Raw genomic sequence first — 15,770 nt, 5'->3', positions numbered from 1 at the left:
AAAATATTCTGAGGTTTGGATGCTGCTGAAACTTATTGGTACATTTGAAGATCAGTGTTCAGAATTGCTGTCGGCTGTTCGTCGTGGTGACGAAGCTGCAGTCAGTCATCTCGATTCAGAGATCCAGCCGTTGATTCAGCGGATTTTCCGTTTCTATGCATGTGACAACAAACAGGCGATCCAGCAGTTGCGTTTTTTTGCGCGGCTTGCTGTGCGAAACAGCGAAGATGATGACAGTGTCTCCCGCTACACAGATATGATGGCGGTCTTGTTCGAACGTTATCTCAGCGCGGGGCTTGTTTTCTCGCAGCCGGAGATTGCGCAGATAAAGGACTGGATGAGCGTGTCGCCAAAGGCGTCAGCCGATCCGGCTTTTGCGGAGGGTTATGATCCTTCGCCGCATGAACTGGTGCTTGATTCGCTGCCAGAGCGAATTGCCGTGGTTGGGCTCGATTACCGGTATATCTACACCAATAAGCGCAATGGCGAGTTTCATGGAAAGCCGCCATCGGCATTTGTGGGCAGACACCTTGCCGAATTCATCGACAAGCAACGCTTTCTATCCCGCGCCAAACCAAGGCTTGACCAGTGCTTTGGCGGCGCTCGGGTTTCCTACATCTATGAAATTGCGGATCTCCGTGGACGCATGTTTGAAGTCAATTGCACCATGACGCCATTTTTGGGGCCAGACAAATCCATCATCGGCGCATTGTTGACGCTGAGGATGAATCCGCTGTTCGCCCGGGTCGCCTGAAGCAGCCGCCCGAGAAAAAAGGGGCAACGGTTCTGAAGGGCGTTCGCCTGCGTCAAAATTGACTTTTACGTTCACGTCAATTTCTGATATCTGCTGGAATTGCTTCTTGCTGCCGTCTCGACTCTGGCCGCGTCTTTTGACATGAGAGTGCGAGGCCGTTGAGTTGTACGGAGCGGCTGCATTGCCGTTCTGCCGGACCGGACAGGGTGGCTGTGGCCGAAAGATGAAGAAGGTTAGCTTGCATGAGCCAGGTGAGACCGCTGCGCAGCAGCCAGAATGTGAGGGATTTTGATGACTGAAGTGGCTGAACTTGCCGAGCGCGAGAGCATGGAATTCGATGTGGTGATCGTCGGCGCAGGCCCTGCGGGTCTGTCGGCTGCGATCCGGCTCAAACAGCTCGATCCCGAGCTTACGGTGGTGGTGCTGGAGAAGGGCGGCGAAGTCGGGGCGCATATTCTCTCGGGCGCGGTGGTCGACCCTATCGGCATCGACAAGCTGATCCCCGATTGGCGCGACGACCCGGACCATCCGTTCAAGACCGCGGTCAATGCTGACCATTTTCTGGTGCTTGGCCCGGCTGGCTCGGTCAGGCTTCCCAATTTCATGATGCCGCCGCTGATGAACAATCACGGCAATTTCATTGTCTCGCTGGGCAATGTCTGCCGCTGGCTTGGTGAACGCGCCGAGGCCCTGGGCGTGGAGATTTATCCCGGCTTTGCGGCGAGCGAAGTTCTGACCAATGATGATGGCGCCGTGATCGGGGTTGCCACCGGTGACATGGGTGTCGAGCGCAATGGCGAGCCCGGCCCCAACTACGCCAGGGGCATGGCGCTGCTTGGCAAATATGTGCTGATCGGTGAGGGCGTTCGCGGCTCGCTCGCCAAGCAGTTGATCTCGAAATACAAGCTTGATGAAGACCGCGAGCCACAGAAATTCGGCATTGGCCTGAAGGAGCTGTGGGAGGTGAAACCCGAGCATCACAAGCCGGGTCTGGTGCAGCACTCATTCGGCTGGCCGCTCGACATGAAAACCGGCGGTGGCTCGTTCCTCTATCACCTCGAGGACAACCAGGTGGCCGTTGGTTTCGTGGTCCATCTCAACTACAAGAACCCCTATCTTTCGCCGTTCGAGGAATTCCAGCGCTTCAAGACTCATCCGGCGATCGCTCCGGTGTTCGAGGGCGGCAAGCGGCTGAGCTACGGTGCGCGCGCGATCTCCGAAGGTGGCTGGCAGTCTGTGCCCAAGCTTGCTTTCCCCGGCGGCGCGCTGATCGGCTGTTCGGCCGGCTTCGTCAATGTTGCCCGGATCAAGGGATCGCACAACGCGGTGCTGTCGGGGATGATGGCGGCCGAGCATGCGGCCGAGGCCATCGCGGCAGGCCGGACGCAGGACACGCTCGACGGTTATGATGCGGCATGGCGCGCCTCCGAGATCGGCAAGGATCTCAAGAAAGTGCGCAACGTCAAACCGCTGTGGTCGAAACTCGGCACCATTGGCGGTGTGGCACTCGGCGGTCTCGACATGTGGCTCAACACGCTGTTCGGCGTCTCGCCCTTCGGCACCATGTCCCATGGCAAGGCCGATTATGCGGCGCTTGAGCCGGCCTCCAAGCACAAGCAGATCGACTATCCCAAGCCTGATGGCGTGCTGACCTTTGACCGTCTGTCCTCGGTGTTCTTGTCCAACACCAACCACGAGGAAGACCAGCCGGTGCATCTCCAGCTTCAGGATTCGGCACTGCAGAAGTCGTCGGAACTTGATGTCTATGCCGGACCATCCAACCGCTATTGTCCGGCCGGCGTCTATGAATGGGTGGAAACCGACGGCACGCCGACCTTCGTGATCAACGCGCAGAACTGCGTGCACTGCAAGACCTGTGACATCAAGGACCCGAACCAGAACATCAACTGGGTCCCGCCCCAGGGCGGCGAGGGGCCGGTCTATACGAACATGTGAGGGCAGCGGTGCGGGCTAGGGCGGTCCGCACCTTCTCACTCTGTCATCTGGATTGGTTTCAAGCCAAGATCGCCGTTTCGCCCCAAGGGCGGACGGCTGCCTCAATTCATATGCTATACGCCAAAATCTGACTTATCTGGGTGAGGCAGTGGCCGGATTGTGCCATCCAGTCATTGAAGGCCTTCTGAATGGCCGCAAGGTCCCGTTTTGAAGCGGGCGGCTTGCCCACAATGCCCTCCGCCTTCAAGCGCGCAATCACATCGGGTGAGAGGATATAGCCGTCACGCCCCATTTGTCTGAGCATGCGCTGCCCCGTTACGGAACCCAGTCGGGCGCCTTGCTTGGCGATGAAATCGAGCAGCTCGTTGTGTGTCTCGGCGGGCCAGTTGGCGATGAATTTGCCGAAACCACCATGGTCACCGGCAATGTTGTGAACAAAGCGGGCGTTCTCGATCACCGCCATGATTTTCGCGCCGTTTCTGACAATCCTTTTGTCAGACAGCAGGCGATCAACATCGCCTTCATGATAGGCAGCGACTTTGGCTGTTGCGAAGCCGTCGAAGGCGGCCTCCATGTCCGGCCATTTTGCCTCGATCACTTTCCAGTTGAAGCCCGCCTGGAACAAACATTTCGCCATGGCAGCGAGCCAGCGATCATCGTCTGTTGCCGCCAGTTGTGCCGCCGTCAGAGGTGTGATCAGCAGCTCTTCAAGCGCATCCGGCCCCCCCTTCCGGTCAACAGCGATGGCGTAGATTTCTTCAAAGTCACGCATTCTCATCCTCACAATCAATGCCCAGCGCAATCAGGGTTGTTCTTGCGGTCAGCCAGAGTTCGGCCTCATCGCGCAATGCCTTGGAAAACACGTTCAGGCCGATCATCAGGTTCTGAAGGGCTAGTGCAGTTGCATGCGGGTTGGTCTGTTCAGGCAGTTCCTGTCTGCTGACTGCCAGTTCCAGCAGTTCTTCGAGGCGGGCTGCGCTGTTGAGGATGGCGTTTGCAATGGCGATGCCAAGCTCATCCTGTGTGGTGTCGAGCTCAGTCAGACTGTTTATGGCCAAACACCCGCGTGCTTCGGGGTCATCGGCGCGCGCTTTGCAGATTGCGCGGAACGTTCGGGTCAGCAGATTGCAGACCGGCATGTCCGGCAGGTCACCGTGTAAAACTGCGTCGGGTGACTGGGCGAAGTAGACGGCGAGCGCCTCCTTGAAGAGGTCCTCACGCGTGCCGAAGGCATTGTAGTAGCTGGAGCGGGTGATCCCGAGTTTCTTGGAAAGCGCCTTCACCGAACTCGCTTCATAGCCATCGCGCCAGATTTCCTGCATTGCTGCTTCGACGGCAGCTTCTCGATCAAAACCGGATGGTCTCGCCATTTCAGGCTCCTGATTTTTATTTTGTACACATGTGGACAAAATAAATGAAACATGTTTTATACATGGCTGTACAAAACGCTGAAGTCAAGGAGACAGACCCAATGACAGCCTTTTTCGTGTCGCGGATCAAAGTGAAGGATCCTGCCAAGATGCAAGACTATGCCGCTGCAACGGGACCAACCATCGCCGGGCATAAGGGGGCGCTTGTTCTTCGCGGCCGCGCCGTTCAAACGCTTATCGGAGAAGACGCAGGCCTGCACATGACGAGTGTTGTGCAGTTCCCTGATATCGAAGCCTTGACCGCGTGGTTTAATTCACCGGAATACCAGCAACATGCCGGCTTGCGCGATGAAGCGGGAGACATGCAATTCGTCGTCTACCAGGATCCCTCAGCCTAGCCCTCTTTTCCAGACATTTTGAACACGAACAATCGGGTCGCCGTCGTGCCCCGAACAGGAGAGATCATGTCGAATTTACTGAAAATAGCAGCGGTCACGACGCTGATCGCCTTGTCGTCCACACTGGTTGTCGCAGAAGACGCAGCGCCAAAGTTGCCCGCTGTTGCGGTCTCGGAGGAGCTGGTCATAGACCGGCGCGAGATTGCGGTTCTGGGCTCTACCATGTCCTATCTGGAAGAGGGGGAAGGTGACGTGGTGGTTTTCCTGCACGGGAACCCCTCGTCGGCATACCTCTGGCGCAATGTGATACCCTACGTCAGCAGCACCCATCGCGTGATTGCGCCTGACCTGATCGGCATGGGGGAATCCGGCAAGCCCGATATAGCTTACACCTTTGCAGATCATGCGCGATATCTTGAAGCGTTTGTGGACGAGTTGAACTTGCCGGCGATCACGCTGGTCAGTCACGACTGGGGCTCAGCCCTTGCATGGGATTTCGCCCGCAGGAACCCTGATAAGGTGGTCAGACTGGCATTTATGGAGGGTGTATTGCCTCCGGCCTTTCCACAGGACAGCTATCAAGCCATGGGCGAGGAAATGGGCGGCATGTTCCGGGCTCTGCGGGATCCGGAAAAGGGCCGTGAGATGGTCATGGAGGGCAACATGTTTGTCGAGAGCATCCTGCCGATGATGGCCAATCGGCCCTTGGGCGAGGCTGCCATGGAGACTTACCGCGCGCCCTACAGCACCGTCGATAGCCGCCTGCCGACATGGATGTGGCCACGGGAAGTCCCTATCAATGGGATGCCTGCCTCAAACGTCCAGCTTATGCAGGATATCCAAACGTTCATGGGTAAAACCGACATGCCGGTGCTGCTTGCCTATGCGGAACCGGGTGTCCTGGTGCCTCCGCAAGCGGTCCCATTTTACACCGATCTGATCGACAATCTGGAAACAGCCTTCGTTGGCCAGGGCCTGCACTTCATTCAGGAAGACCAACCCGATGCAATCGGGCGGGCAATCGCTGACTGGTTGCGCCGTAATTAGGGCTGGGCCCCGGCTAAATGGGGCGCCTTCTCCGGCGCCCCTTCCATACCTTGAATGCATATATTATCTTGAATGCATATATTGGCTGGATGGCGATCAGATTCCGGACAGCATGCCCCTTCAACCCGGCTCACTTGCCCCAATCCTCGCCAGCCGCGTGAGCAACCTTTCCTGTTCGGTGGCCAGCCCCTTGTAGGCGCGTTCGGCGGGGCTCAGCGCCTTAACCTGATCTGCGATGGCTGAGGCCAGTCTTGGGCCTTCGGGATGGGTTTCGAGCACGGTCAGCGGATCGATGTAGATCCGGATGGTGAAGACAATATCGCCGCTTTCGGGCAGTTTGCGCAGGGTCTGGCGCTCGAGCCGCAGATAGACGTTGCTGGCGATTGGGCCCGGACCGAAGCGGCCTTCGCCTTTCTCGTGGCCGTGCTGATGGAACAGCTCCGCATCGCCATAGACCGACCAGTTCCAGCGCACCACCGGCATGTCGACACGCAGATTGTCGAACATGCGCTCGATCAGCCCGGCATTGCGGGTGCCCTGGGCAAAGCCAGGGACCGGCCCGTGTATAATGTGCATCGGATGGCCGAACTTCTCCCGAAGGTTCCACGACGAGGGGAAGCAAACGGAAGCAGCGGCCAGCAGCCATCCGGTCTCGCCCTTGCGCATCAGCACCAGGTCTTCCTGAACGCCGAGAGCCGCCTGATGCAGAAGGGGCAGCGGTGTGCCATCCGGCGCTGTCAGCGCGGTGCCGGGCGGGGTGGGTCCGGCTGACGGGAAGCGGCCGCCGAGATGAGAGCGGATGAGGTCATGGACCTCGCGCTGGGCATCTTCGGTGCCCGGCTCGGCCACGAAGACATCCTCGTAGCGCTCGCGGGTCAGTCGGTGTTTTTCGGCGATGTAGCTTGGAAGGTTGCTGTCGATGTCGAGCCAGGTCTCGGGATCAAGCCGGGCCAGGCCGATGGCAAAGGGTGGCGCCGATCCGTCATAGGGCGTGTGAAGATCCGGCTTGTCGGTCATATGGCTCGGTCTGTCATCTGTCGTGCGGATGAAACCCGTTGCCGCGGCCCATGGACAATCGTCACCACGGGCCGCCCCAAGGGCTTTACTGGAACGCGGTTTCGAAGAAGCTTCTGAGTTTGCGCGAATGCAGGCGTTCGGGCGGCATGGCGGCTAGCTTTTCCATCGCCAGCAACCCGATCTTGAGATGCTGGTTGACCTGGGTCTTGTAAAACGCTGACGCCATGCCCGGCAGCTTCAACTCACCATGCAGCGGCTTGTCGGAGACGCAGAGCAGCGTGCCGTAGGGGACGCGGAAGCGGAAGCCGTTGGCAGCGATGGTGGCCGATTCCATGTCGAGCGCGATGGCGCGCGATTGCGACAGCCGCTGCACCGGGCCGCGCTGGTCGCGGAGTTCCCAGTTGCGGTTGTCGATGGTGGCGACCGTGCCGGTGCGCATGATCCGCTTGAGATCGTAGCCTTCAAGCCCGGTCACTTCCGCGACCGCGTCCTGGACTGCGACCTGAACTTCCGCCAGCGCCGGGATAGGCACCCATGCGGGGAGGTCGTCATCAAGCACGTGGTCCTCGCGCACATAGGCGTGGGCCAGCACATAATCGCCCAGCGCCTGGGAATTGCGCAGGCCCGCGCAATGGCCCAGCATCAGCCAGGCATGGGGCCTGAGCACGGCAACATGGTCGGTTATGGTCTTTGCGTTGGAGGGCCCGACGCCGATATTGACCATGGTGATGCCGCCATGATCCTTGCGCTTCAGGTGATAGGCGGGCATCTGCGGCAATCGCGGCGGAGCCAGGCCCTCGGTCGGGCTGCCATGGCCCGATGGCGTGATCAGGTTGCCCGGCTCTACAAAGAACTCATACTCGGAATTGCCTTCGGCCATCAGCGCGCGGGCATGGTCGCAAAACTCGTCGATGTAGAACTGGTAGTTGGTGAACAGCACGAAGTTCTGGAAATGGTCCGGCGCGGTCGCGGTGTAATGCGACAGCCGGGCCAGCGAATAGTCGACGCGTTGCGCCTTGAACGGGGCCAGCGGCAAGAGTTCACCCGGGCCTGGCTCGTAAAGCCCATTGACGATTTCATCATCGGTGGTGGCGAGATCGGGCGTGTCGAACAGGTCGCGCAGCGGCATGTCGAGCTTGTCGGCGACGGCGGCCTCGACATAGGCGCCTTCACCAAAGGCGAAATGCAGCGGGATCGGGGTGTCCGATTCTGACACTGTAAGGGGTGTGCCGTGGTTACGCAGCAGCAGCTCGAGCTGGGTCTTGAGGTAGGTTCGAAACAGTGAGGGCCGCGTGATGGTGGTTGCGTAATGCCCGGGCGAGACCACGTGGCCGTAGGAAAGGCGGGAATCGACCATGCCGAAGGAGGTCGTGGAAAGCCCTACCTGAGGGTAGAAGGCGCGGTAGCGGCCTTTTGGCTTGTCTGTCGCAAGGCTTTGGAAAGCCTCGCACAGGAAGCGGGTGTTGCGTTCATAAATGGCTTCAAGTGCGGCGACTGCTTCGGCCGCATCGGAAAATTCCTGCGGGGCGATCGGGTCGGGTGAAATGAAGCCGTTGGCGGTGTGTGAAGAGATTCGTTGGTCCATGCACCATCATATACGAGAAATCTTGACAAGGAAAAGACGAGCAGCGGCGAAAGGTGTTTCGGACAAAAGGCGCCAATCATTCGCCATGCCATTCTCAGCGGCCGCGTTGAATGCTCATGTAAAGCACAAAGCCGGCTCCTGAGAGACCCGGCCCCTTGTCGCCGGTCTGGGCATAGGCGAAGGCTCCGACCGGGCCGACGAAAAAGGCCGTGAAGGCGACGATGCGCAGAAGTGTCGAGAGTGTGCGGTGGGTGCGAATACGCATGGTACAGTTTCCTCGAAGGTCAGGATTGTTGGTTGAACCGGCACTGGGTGGTGGCTTGAAACGCACAGGTGTCGATCAGACCGCCGCGCCAGGCGCGGCTGTCGCGATCCGAATTGGCGACGGCGGCGGCCATCAGCATGGCGAAGATCACGAAGATCAGGCAGATGATTGTGAAGCGTCTTGCGATCGTGGCCATGCGTCTCATTCCCCAGTTGATGAGCGCATAATCGCACCGGCTGGCTGAACCAGTGCTGAGGGGGCCGTTCATGTTCGGTTCAAACAGGTTAACCGGGCGCACTGGTCTGCTCCGGTCAGGCCCGCCCGGTCCGGTGACGGGCCTGCTGCATCAAAAAACCCCGCACTGGCAGGCCAGTGCGGGGTTTGAGACAGACCGGCCTTGAAGCCGGTGCCGGATCGGGTGTCGGGCGGTTACATCTTGGCCCAGCTTTCCGAGCGGCAGAGAACGCCGAGCACGCAGCCGCGCATCTTCAGGCTGTTGCCGGAGATCGTGGCGGAGCCGGAATAGGTCTTGTCCTTGGATGGATCGGTGATGGTGCCCGAGTATTTGCCGCCGTCGGGGCTCATCTTGCCAATCTGCTTGCCGGCATATTCGCCTGTCTGCAGCTTGACGCAGAAGGCGCTGCCGCAGGCGGCGATGGCTGCGGTCTCGCCGCTCTTGGTTTTCCAGTTGCCGACAATCGGGTCAGCGAGCGCGGGGGCCGTCATGGCTGCGACAAGCGCGCCGGCGGCGATCAGTTTGCGGATCATGGTTTCCTCCCAGGTTGACGCCTGCGCACAGGCGAATTTCTTACTTAACTCAGAGCTACGTAAAGGTAAACTGGGTGAAATGCGGGAAATACACCATTGCAACCATGGTTTTGAGAACCGCGAACCATGCCAAATGACATGCAATTTCCGCTGTCCGGAAAGATTTTCAGAAAATGCGATGGATCTTTGGTTAGCCGTCCGTAACTTTTTTCGCGTGCCCTCAAACGGCCGATTTGACAGCTTCGGCGGATTCGCAACGGCTTTGATGTTTAACAAAATTGCAAATTTACCAAGCGTTTGAACTTTGTTCGGTTCCTCTTAAGCATGCCGTTTAACGTAGCTTTCAGCCGATACCCCCACACTCCAACTCAACAACAAGGCGCCGGGCCAAACCGGACGTAAGCATGAAGAAGATGGCTCCTCAAGAGCTGACAGGGACAACGAAATCGAACTTTTTACGGGGACTGGTAAAATGGCACGTTATGAAATTCACGATCAGGATCAGGCCAGCATCGGCGGTGAAGCCAAGGCTGACGTCTTTTGCGAAATGGGGCTGATGTATGCGACCGGACGCGACTGCGAGGTCGACTTCATCGCCGCACACAAATGGCTCAACATCGCAGCCATCAAGGGCTCGGACCGCGCCGCAACTTTGCGTGCCGAACTGGCTGAAAGCATGAGCAAGCCCGAACTCGCCGCGGCTCTTCGCGCCGCCCGCGAATGGATGACCATGCACTGATGCGGTCTCGGACGCCGTGTCGACGGCAGAGCCGAACCCAGATTGAATTGCCTCGAGGGGAACGGGGCGGGGGCCGAAACTCCGAATATAATGGAGAGGCTTTCTGCGAAGGCCGCAACTGACCGGAACGGGTTGGCTGCGGCCTTCTTTCTTCCAATTCTACATGAGCGCCGCCAGCACGTCGGGCAGGCGCTGCTCGAAGATGGCCAATTCCGCTTCGGGGGCTGCCGAGACCCGGATGCAGCGGTTGAGCGGGGCGACGCCGGGCATGCGGATGAACACACCGCGGCTGACCAGGCCGTCAAGAATGGCCTTGGCGCGGGCGCCGTCGCCGCCGCAATCCATGGTGACGAAATTGGTGGCCGAGGCAATCGGCGCCAGGCCGTTGGCGCGGGCGATGTCAGCGATCCGGTCGCGCGCGGCTGCAACCCTGGCGATGACGGATTGGAGCCAGGCCTGATCCTCAAGCGCTGCAAGGCTTGCCGCCTGGCCAAGCCGGTTGACGCCGAAATGATTGCGCACCCGATGAAACCGCGAGACGGTTTCCGCCTCGCCAAACACGTATCCCACCCGTTGCCCGGCCAGCCCATAGGCTTTCGAGAAGGTGCGGAAGCGCAGCACATTGGGCATGGACGAGAGGGCGTCGATCGCGGGGATGGCGCCCGCCGGGGCGGTTTCGCCATAGGCCTCGTCGAGCACCAGCATGGTGGTTTCGGGCAGGCTCTTTGCGAAAGCCACGATGTCAGTGGCCGGGTGCCAGGTGCCCATCGGGTTGTCGGGGTTGGAGAGATAGACGATCGCCGCGTTTTCGCGCATGACCGCATCAAGCAGCCCGTCAAGATCCTCCCGGTCATCGCGATATGGCACGGTGACCAGCTTGCCGCCAAAGCCCGCGACATGGAAATTAAAGGTGGGATAGGCGCCGAGAGAGGTGATAACCGGCGTTCCCGGTTCGACGATCAGCCGCGCCAGCAATCCCAGCAGCCCGTCAATGCCTTCACCGACCACCAAACACTCCGGTGAAAGCTCCAGATGGGCACCAAGCGCCATCCGCAGATCGTGGTTTTCCGGATCGCCATAGCGCCAGCTCAACGGCGCCTCGCGGGCAATCGCCGCAATCACCGATGGCGACGGGCCAAAGCCGCTTTCATTGGCGCCGAGCCGCGCGTCAAACACCTCGCCCCGGGCCCGTTCCTGGGTCTCAGGCCCGACAAACGGCACGGTGGGCGGCAGCGATTCTGCAAGGGCGGTGAAACGGGGGAAGGCTGTCATGGCTGGGGTTTCCGTATGTGAATGGCCGGAAATCTCTAAAGGCAATGGGGTCCGGCTTCAAGCGGGGATGGGGTTTGTGCGGCGCGGGGCAGGGGCGAAATGCAGCATCGCCACATGGAGGGAGCGCGTACTCAATGCCAACAAATGCCCCTCCCCAACCCCTCCCCACAGGTGGGAGGGGCCTACCCGGCTGCACCTGTCTTTGTGTCTCACCGCTCTCAACGACACGGGACTTCCCTGTCTTGAATCGGAACGAGCCGCACAACTAGCCCCTCCCACCTGTGGGGAGGGGTTGGGGAGGGGCTTTGGGCCGCTGCTGGCACGGACCGCGCGGCCAGCACCGGTCCCGCGCCCCGCGCCAATTGACCCCGGCGCTTTGCGCGCAAGCCCGGAGGGTCTATGAACAAGGTCTCGCCACCCTTCTGAGTCTCCCGCCCATGCCCGCCTTTGTTGAAACCATCCTGGTCGTCTTTGCGTTGATTGCCATCGGCTTTGGGGCTGCATGGGTGCGGCTGATCAGGAGCGAGACCGGCGACGGGTTGTCGGATTTCGTGTTCACGATCGCGGTGCCGCTTTTGCTGTTTCGCACCATTGCCACAGCAAGCTTTGATCACGGCGCGCCCTGGGCGCTTTGGCTGACCTATTTCACCGCCGTGCTGGTCACCTGGACAATGGCGCATCTGACAATCCGAAAAGGGTTTGGCCGTGATGCGCGCTCGGGCGTTGTGGCTGGGGTGACGGCGGCGTTTTCCAATCTCGTGCTTCTGGGCATTCCGTTTATCAGCGGACTTTATGGCGAAGCGGGGCTTGTGGTGCTGGCGCAGCTGGTGACGATCCATCTGCCGATCATGATGGCGGCGTCGATCATCCTTTACCAATGGGCGCTCAGGCGCGATGGTGCGGCGGGCAAGGCGGAGAGTGTCTCTGCGCTTGTGACTGGTTTCCTGCGGCAGCTGTTCTCCAACCCGCTGATCATCGGCATTCTTGGAGGGAGCCTGATGCGGTTTACGGGATTTGCAATTCCGGGTCCGGTGGATCGGGTGATTGCCAGCCTGGCCGGGGTCGCGGGCCCGGTGGCGCTGTTTGCCATGGGCGTATCGCTGTATGGCTACGGTATTCGTGGCCAGGTGCGTCAGGCGCTGTCACTGGTCTCGCTTAAGCTGTTCCTGATGCCCGCAGTGGCGCTCGGCATGGCGCTGGCGATCGGGCTACCGGAGTTTCAGGCGAAGATCGCCGTGGCAGCCGCGTCGCTGCCGGCCGGTGTCAATTCCTGGCTGATCGCCAGCAGGCTTGGCACCGGGCAGCGGCTCGCGTCAACCTCGATGACAATTGGAACCGCGCTGGCCGCGCTGACAACCGGGATCTGGCTGGCAATCGCAGAGGCACTGCTGTGAGGCCGGGGCGGCTGAACGTGTCTTGAGGCCTGCTGCTCTTGGTGACTGTTGGGCTTTCGTTTGTTTTCTTTTGACATTCGTATTTGGTTCGATTTAGAGAGTGACACCTGATCGCCGCAGGGCTGGAGAGATGGATGGCCGAGACCAAACTCTATGATGTTTTCGTCATTGGTGGCGGTATCAACGGCTGTGGCATAGCGCGCGACGCAGTCGGGCGCGGTTACTCGGTGTTTCTCGCCGAGATGAATGATTTGGCATCAGGCACCTCGTCCTGGTCCTCAAAGCTGATCCATGGCGGTTTGCGCTATCTCGAACATTACGAGTTCCGGCTGGTGCGCGAGGCCTTGAGCGAGCGTGAAGTGCTGCTGGCCAATGCGCCGCACATCATCTGGCCGCTGAGGTTCGTGCTGCCGCATCACAAGGGGCTGCGGCCGGCTTGGCTGCTCCGGCTCGGGCTGTTCCTTTATGATCACATCGGCAAGCGCAAATTGCTGCCCGCCACCACCACGGTGGATCTTAAGGATTCGGCCATGGGCAAGCCGCTCAAACCACTGTTTTCGAAGGGCTTCGAGTATTCCGATTGCTGGGTCAATGATGCGCGTCTGGTGGTGCTGAACGCCCGTGATGCCGCCGAGCGCGGCGCAGAAATCCGCACCCGTACGGAAGTTGTGAGCGCCGAGCGCAAGGATGGAACCTGGGAGGTCACGGTTGAGGACCGCGCCACCGGTGCGCGCGAGACGGTTCATGCGCGGCTGATGGTCAATGCCGGCGGCCCCTGGGTCGACCATATCCTGACCGGCGTAGTCGGCCGCAATGATGCGCAGAATGTGCGGCTGGTCCAGGGCAGCCACATCGTGGTGCCGAAACTGCATGCGCATGACCGGGCCTATATTTTCCAGAATGCCGATGGCCGAATCATCTTCGCGCTGCCCTATGAAGAGGACTTCACCCTGATCGGCACCACCGACCAGGATTACAAAGGCGACCCGAAGGAGGTGGCGATCACCGACGCGGAGATCGAGTATCTGTGCGCTGCGGCGAGCGAATATTTCGCCAAGCCGGTGGAGCGGTCCTCGATTGTCTGGACCTATTCCGGTGTCCGTCCGCTTTACGATGACGGCGCGAGTGCCGCGCAGGAAGCCACGCGCGACTATGTTCTCAAACCCGACCCTGCAGAGGGCGCGCCGCTGATCAACATTTTTGGCGGCAAGATCACAACCTATCGCAGGCTGGCGGAATCCATGCTGGATCTGATCGAGGACAGGCTTGGCAAGAAATCGGCGTGCTGGACCCATCGTGCGGCCCTTCCGGGGGGCGATTTCGCAGTGCATGACTTTGATGCCGAGGTCGACCGTTTGATAAAGGACTACCCGTTCCTCGCGGCCAATCAGGCGCGGCGCTATATGCGCCATTACGGCAGCCGGGCGCGGGTTCTGCTCGGGCAGGCGAGGGCACTTGAGGATCTGGGCCAGGAATTCGGCCACGATCTCTACGCGGCCGAGGTGGATTACCTGATCGCGCAGGAATGGGCGGTGGAGGCCGCTGATGTGCTTTGGCGGCGGACCAAGCGGGGGCTTCGGCTTGACGCATCACAGGTCGCTAAGCTTGAGGCCTATATGGTGGAGAAACGGGCAGTCTGAATGAAAAGGGCGCGGGCCGGGGCTTTTCGCGGGCACTGAATTCGGCTCAAATGTGAAGGCAAAGGGAGGACAGCATGAGCGGATACATTCTGGCGATCGATCAGGGCACCACATCAAGCCGGGCGATCGTGTTTGATGGCGACATGAAAATCGCGGGTGTCGGGCAGAAGGAATTCACCCAGCATTATCCGCAATCGGGTTGGGTGGAACACGATCCCGAAGAAATCTGGAAGTCTGTCGTCACCACAATCCGCCAGGCTCTCAAGAAAGCCGCGATTGAGGCTTCCGATGTGGCCGCGATCGGCATCACCAACCAGCGCGAGACGGTCGTGGTCTGGGACCGGGAGACTGGCAAACCGATCCACAATGCCATTGTCTGGCAGGACCGCCGCACGGCGTCTTTTTGTGAAAAGCTCAAGCGGCAGGGGCTCGAAAAGACCTTCACAACCAAGACCGGACTTTTGCTCGATCCTTATTTTTCGGGCACAAAACTGTCCTGGATGCTGTCCAATGTGAAAGGGTCACGGGCGCGGGCTTCGCGCGGCGAACTCTGTTTTGGCACCATCGACACATTCCTGATCTGGCGGTTGACGGGCGGCAAGTCCTTTGTCACCGACGCCACCAATGCCTCGCGGACGCTGATGTTCAACATCGCCACTCAGGAATGGGATGCGGAGCTGCTCAAGACGCTTCGTGTTCCCGCCGAAATGCTTCCGGAAGTGAAGGATTGTGCGGCTGATTTCGGGATCACCGACGGCAAGCTGTTCGGGGCCGAAATCCCGATCCTCGGCGTTGCCGGCGACCAGCAGGCGGCAACCATCGGCCAGGCCTGTTTCGAGCCGGGCATGCTCAAATCCACCTATGGCACTGGCTGTTTCGCGCTTTTGAACACCGGCGACGACATGGTGCGTTCCAGGAACCGGCTGTTGACCACAATTGCCTACCGGCTTGATGGAAAGCCGACCTATGCGCTGGAAGGATCGATCTTCATCGCGGGCGCCGCGGTGCAATGGCTGCGCGACGGCATCAAGGTGATCAAGAAGGCTGAACACAGCGGCGAGCTGGCGGCGGAGGCCGATCCGACCCAGGATGTGTACCTGGTGCCGGCCTTTACCGGGCTGGGCGCGCCGCATTGGGATGCGGAGGCCCGCGGTGCGATCTTCGGCATGACCCGCAACACCGGCCCCGCCGAATTCGCCCGTGCGGCGCTTGAAGCGGTCTGCTACCAGACCCGCGACTTGCTCGACGCCATGCGCAAGGACTGGAAGAGCTCAAACGCCGGAACGGTGCTGCGGGTTGATGGCGGCATGGTGGCCTCCGACTGGACCATGCAGCGGCTGGCCGACATTCTCGATGCGCCGGTGGACAGGCCGACAATCCTGGAGACGACAGCGTTGGGAGCCGCCTGGCTTGCGGGCCAGCGCGCCGGTGTCTGGCCCAAGCAGAAGGCTTTTGCAAAAGCCTGGGCGCGTGACACGACCTTCAAGCCAAAGATGGACGACAAGACCCGCAACGCCAAGCTCAAGGGCTGGCGCGATGCGGTGCGGCGTACGCTGAGCTAGAAT

At 60.1% G+C, this 15,770-nt stretch carries 16 protein-coding genes; 8 read left to right on the top strand and 8 right to left on the bottom strand.

Annotated features, from left to right (window positions below; all coding sequences use genetic code 11):
* Positions 1-19 precede the first annotated feature (19 nt).
* Complete coding sequence (locus tag HPDFL43_RS21435; RefSeq protein ID WP_007198253.1) at positions 20-754, top strand: PAS domain-containing protein; 735 nt, start codon at positions 20-22, stop codon at positions 752-754.
* Between the two features lie 291 nt (positions 755-1,045).
* Positions 1,046-2,710, top strand: a complete 1,665-nt coding sequence (locus HPDFL43_RS15115; protein WP_040449265.1) for an electron transfer flavoprotein-ubiquinone oxidoreductase — start codon at positions 1,046-1,048, stop codon at positions 2,708-2,710.
* 106 nt (positions 2,711-2,816) lie between these two features.
* On the opposite strand, the gene HPDFL43_RS15110 is transcribed toward HPDFL43_RS15115, so the two are convergent.
* Positions 2,817-3,482, bottom strand: coding sequence for a DNA-3-methyladenine glycosylase I (locus tag HPDFL43_RS15110; RefSeq protein WP_007198251.1), 666 nt, complete (start codon positions 3,480-3,482; stop codon positions 2,817-2,819).
* Positions 3,475-4,080 (bottom strand): TetR/AcrR family transcriptional regulator, encoded by a 606-nt coding sequence (locus HPDFL43_RS15105; protein ID WP_084594675.1) that lies wholly within the window; start codon positions 4,078-4,080, stop codon positions 3,475-3,477. The genes HPDFL43_RS15110 and HPDFL43_RS15105 overlap by 8 nt, the downstream gene beginning before the upstream one ends.
* 101 nt (positions 4,081-4,181) lie before the next feature.
* Between HPDFL43_RS15105 and HPDFL43_RS15100 the strand changes: the two genes are divergently transcribed.
* Positions 4,182-4,478, top strand: a complete 297-nt coding sequence (locus HPDFL43_RS15100; RefSeq protein WP_169743255.1) for a DUF1330 domain-containing protein — start codon at positions 4,182-4,184, stop codon at positions 4,476-4,478.
* Positions 4,479-4,544: 66 nt separating this feature from the next.
* The gene (locus tag HPDFL43_RS15095; RefSeq protein WP_007198248.1) at positions 4,545-5,525 is read left to right on the top strand and encodes a haloalkane dehalogenase; all 981 of its coding nucleotides are present in this window, start codon (positions 4,545-4,547) and stop codon (positions 5,523-5,525) included.
* Positions 5,526-5,645: 120 nt separating this feature from the next.
* On the opposite strand, the gene HPDFL43_RS15090 is transcribed toward HPDFL43_RS15095, so the two are convergent.
* From HPDFL43_RS15090 to HPDFL43_RS15075, 5 genes are all read right to left on the bottom strand, one after another.
* Positions 5,646-6,542: a heme-dependent oxidative N-demethylase family protein gene (locus HPDFL43_RS15090; RefSeq protein WP_007198247.1), complete on the bottom strand. Its 897-nt coding sequence runs from the start codon at positions 6,540-6,542 to the stop codon at positions 5,646-5,648.
* 85 nt (positions 6,543-6,627) lie between these two features.
* A complete protein-coding gene (locus HPDFL43_RS15085) occupies positions 6,628-8,127 on the bottom strand; it encodes an AMP nucleosidase (RefSeq protein WP_007198246.1) in 1,500 nt (499 codons plus the stop codon).
* Between the two features lie 94 nt (positions 8,128-8,221).
* The gene (locus tag HPDFL43_RS22125; protein ID WP_007198245.1) at positions 8,222-8,392 is read right to left on the bottom strand and encodes a hypothetical protein; all 171 of its coding nucleotides are present in this window, start codon (positions 8,390-8,392) and stop codon (positions 8,222-8,224) included.
* Positions 8,393-8,411: 19 nt separating this feature from the next.
* Entirely contained in the window at positions 8,412-8,588 is a 177-nt protein-coding gene (locus HPDFL43_RS15080; RefSeq protein WP_156970292.1) for a hypothetical protein, read from the bottom strand.
* Positions 8,589-8,821: 233 nt separating this feature from the next.
* Positions 8,822-9,160 (bottom strand): DUF2147 domain-containing protein, encoded by a 339-nt coding sequence (locus tag HPDFL43_RS15075; protein WP_007198243.1) that lies wholly within the window; start codon positions 9,158-9,160, stop codon positions 8,822-8,824.
* 472 nt (positions 9,161-9,632) lie between these two features.
* Between HPDFL43_RS15075 and HPDFL43_RS15070 the strand changes: the two genes are divergently transcribed.
* Positions 9,633-9,899: a sel1 repeat family protein gene (locus HPDFL43_RS15070; protein WP_007198242.1), complete on the top strand. Its 267-nt coding sequence runs from the start codon at positions 9,633-9,635 to the stop codon at positions 9,897-9,899.
* 159 nt (positions 9,900-10,058) lie between these two features.
* On the opposite strand, the gene HPDFL43_RS15065 is transcribed toward HPDFL43_RS15070, so the two are convergent.
* Complete coding sequence (locus HPDFL43_RS15065; RefSeq protein ID WP_007198241.1) at positions 10,059-11,171, bottom strand: pyridoxal phosphate-dependent aminotransferase; 1,113 nt, start codon at positions 11,169-11,171, stop codon at positions 10,059-10,061.
* Positions 11,172-11,608: 437 nt separating this feature from the next.
* On the opposite strand from HPDFL43_RS15065, the gene HPDFL43_RS15060 reads away from it, so the two are divergent.
* The 3 genes from HPDFL43_RS15060 (at position 11,609) to glpK (ending at position 15,767) form a co-directional block, all read left to right on the top strand.
* Entirely contained in the window at positions 11,609-12,565 is a 957-nt protein-coding gene (locus HPDFL43_RS15060) for an AEC family transporter (RefSeq protein ID WP_007198240.1), read from the top strand.
* Positions 12,566-12,699: 134 nt separating this feature from the next.
* On the top strand, positions 12,700-14,205 hold the full coding sequence (gene glpD / locus HPDFL43_RS15055; RefSeq protein ID WP_007198239.1) for a glycerol-3-phosphate dehydrogenase: 1,506 nt from the start codon (positions 12,700-12,702) through the stop codon (positions 14,203-14,205).
* Between the two features lie 74 nt (positions 14,206-14,279).
* Positions 14,280-15,767: a glycerol kinase GlpK gene (gene glpK / locus HPDFL43_RS15050; RefSeq protein ID WP_007198238.1), complete on the top strand. Its 1,488-nt coding sequence runs from the start codon at positions 14,280-14,282 to the stop codon at positions 15,765-15,767.
* The last annotated feature ends 3 nt before the right edge of the window (positions 15,768-15,770 follow it).

Source organism: Hoeflea phototrophica DFL-43 (assembly GCF_000154705.2).
GTDB lineage: Bacteria > Pseudomonadota > Alphaproteobacteria > Rhizobiales > Rhizobiaceae > Hoeflea > Hoeflea phototrophica.
Note: the sequence above shows the minus strand (reverse complement) of the source record. Positions and strands in the feature narration are given on the sequence as shown.

What these genes read in the sequence shown, in the direction of transcription:
- glpK (WP_007198238.1), top strand. Translation starts at nt 14,280, where the DNA reads ATGAGCGGATACATTCTGGCGATCGATCAGGGCACCACATCAAGCCGG.
- glpD (WP_007198239.1), top strand. Translation starts at nt 12,700, where the DNA reads ATGGCCGAGACCAAACTCTATGATGTTTTCGTCATTGGTGGCGGTATC.
- HPDFL43_RS15085 (WP_007198246.1), bottom strand. Translation starts at nt 8,127, where the DNA reads ATGGACCAACGAATCTCTTCACACACCGCCAACGGCTTCATTTCACCC.
- HPDFL43_RS15070 (WP_007198242.1), top strand. Translation starts at nt 9,633, where the DNA reads ATGGCACGTTATGAAATTCACGATCAGGATCAGGCCAGCATCGGCGGT.
- HPDFL43_RS15095 (WP_007198248.1), top strand. Translation starts at nt 4,545, where the DNA reads ATGTCGAATTTACTGAAAATAGCAGCGGTCACGACGCTGATCGCCTTG.
- HPDFL43_RS15075 (WP_007198243.1), bottom strand. Translation starts at nt 9,160, where the DNA reads ATGATCCGCAAACTGATCGCCGCCGGCGCGCTTGTCGCAGCCATGACG.
- HPDFL43_RS22125 (WP_007198245.1), bottom strand. Translation starts at nt 8,392, where the DNA reads ATGCGTATTCGCACCCACCGCACACTCTCGACACTTCTGCGCATCGTC.
- HPDFL43_RS15065 (WP_007198241.1), bottom strand. Translation starts at nt 11,171, where the DNA reads ATGACAGCCTTCCCCCGTTTCACCGCCCTTGCAGAATCGCTGCCGCCC.
- HPDFL43_RS15110 (WP_007198251.1), bottom strand. Translation starts at nt 3,482, where the DNA reads ATGCGTGACTTTGAAGAAATCTACGCCATCGCTGTTGACCGGAAGGGG.
- HPDFL43_RS15060 (WP_007198240.1), top strand. Translation starts at nt 11,609, where the DNA reads ATGCCCGCCTTTGTTGAAACCATCCTGGTCGTCTTTGCGTTGATTGCC.
- HPDFL43_RS15080 (WP_156970292.1), bottom strand. Translation starts at nt 8,588, where the DNA reads ATGGCCACGATCGCAAGACGCTTCACAATCATCTGCCTGATCTTCGTG.
- HPDFL43_RS15090 (WP_007198247.1), bottom strand. Translation starts at nt 6,542, where the DNA reads ATGACCGACAAGCCGGATCTTCACACGCCCTATGACGGATCGGCGCCA.
- HPDFL43_RS15105 (WP_084594675.1), bottom strand. Translation starts at nt 4,080, where the DNA reads ATGGCGAGACCATCCGGTTTTGATCGAGAAGCTGCCGTCGAAGCAGCA.
- HPDFL43_RS21435 (WP_007198253.1), top strand. Translation starts at nt 20, where the DNA reads ATGCTGCTGAAACTTATTGGTACATTTGAAGATCAGTGTTCAGAATTG.
- HPDFL43_RS15115 (WP_040449265.1), top strand. Translation starts at nt 1,046, where the DNA reads ATGACTGAAGTGGCTGAACTTGCCGAGCGCGAGAGCATGGAATTCGAT.
- HPDFL43_RS15100 (WP_169743255.1), top strand. Translation starts at nt 4,182, where the DNA reads ATGACAGCCTTTTTCGTGTCGCGGATCAAAGTGAAGGATCCTGCCAAG.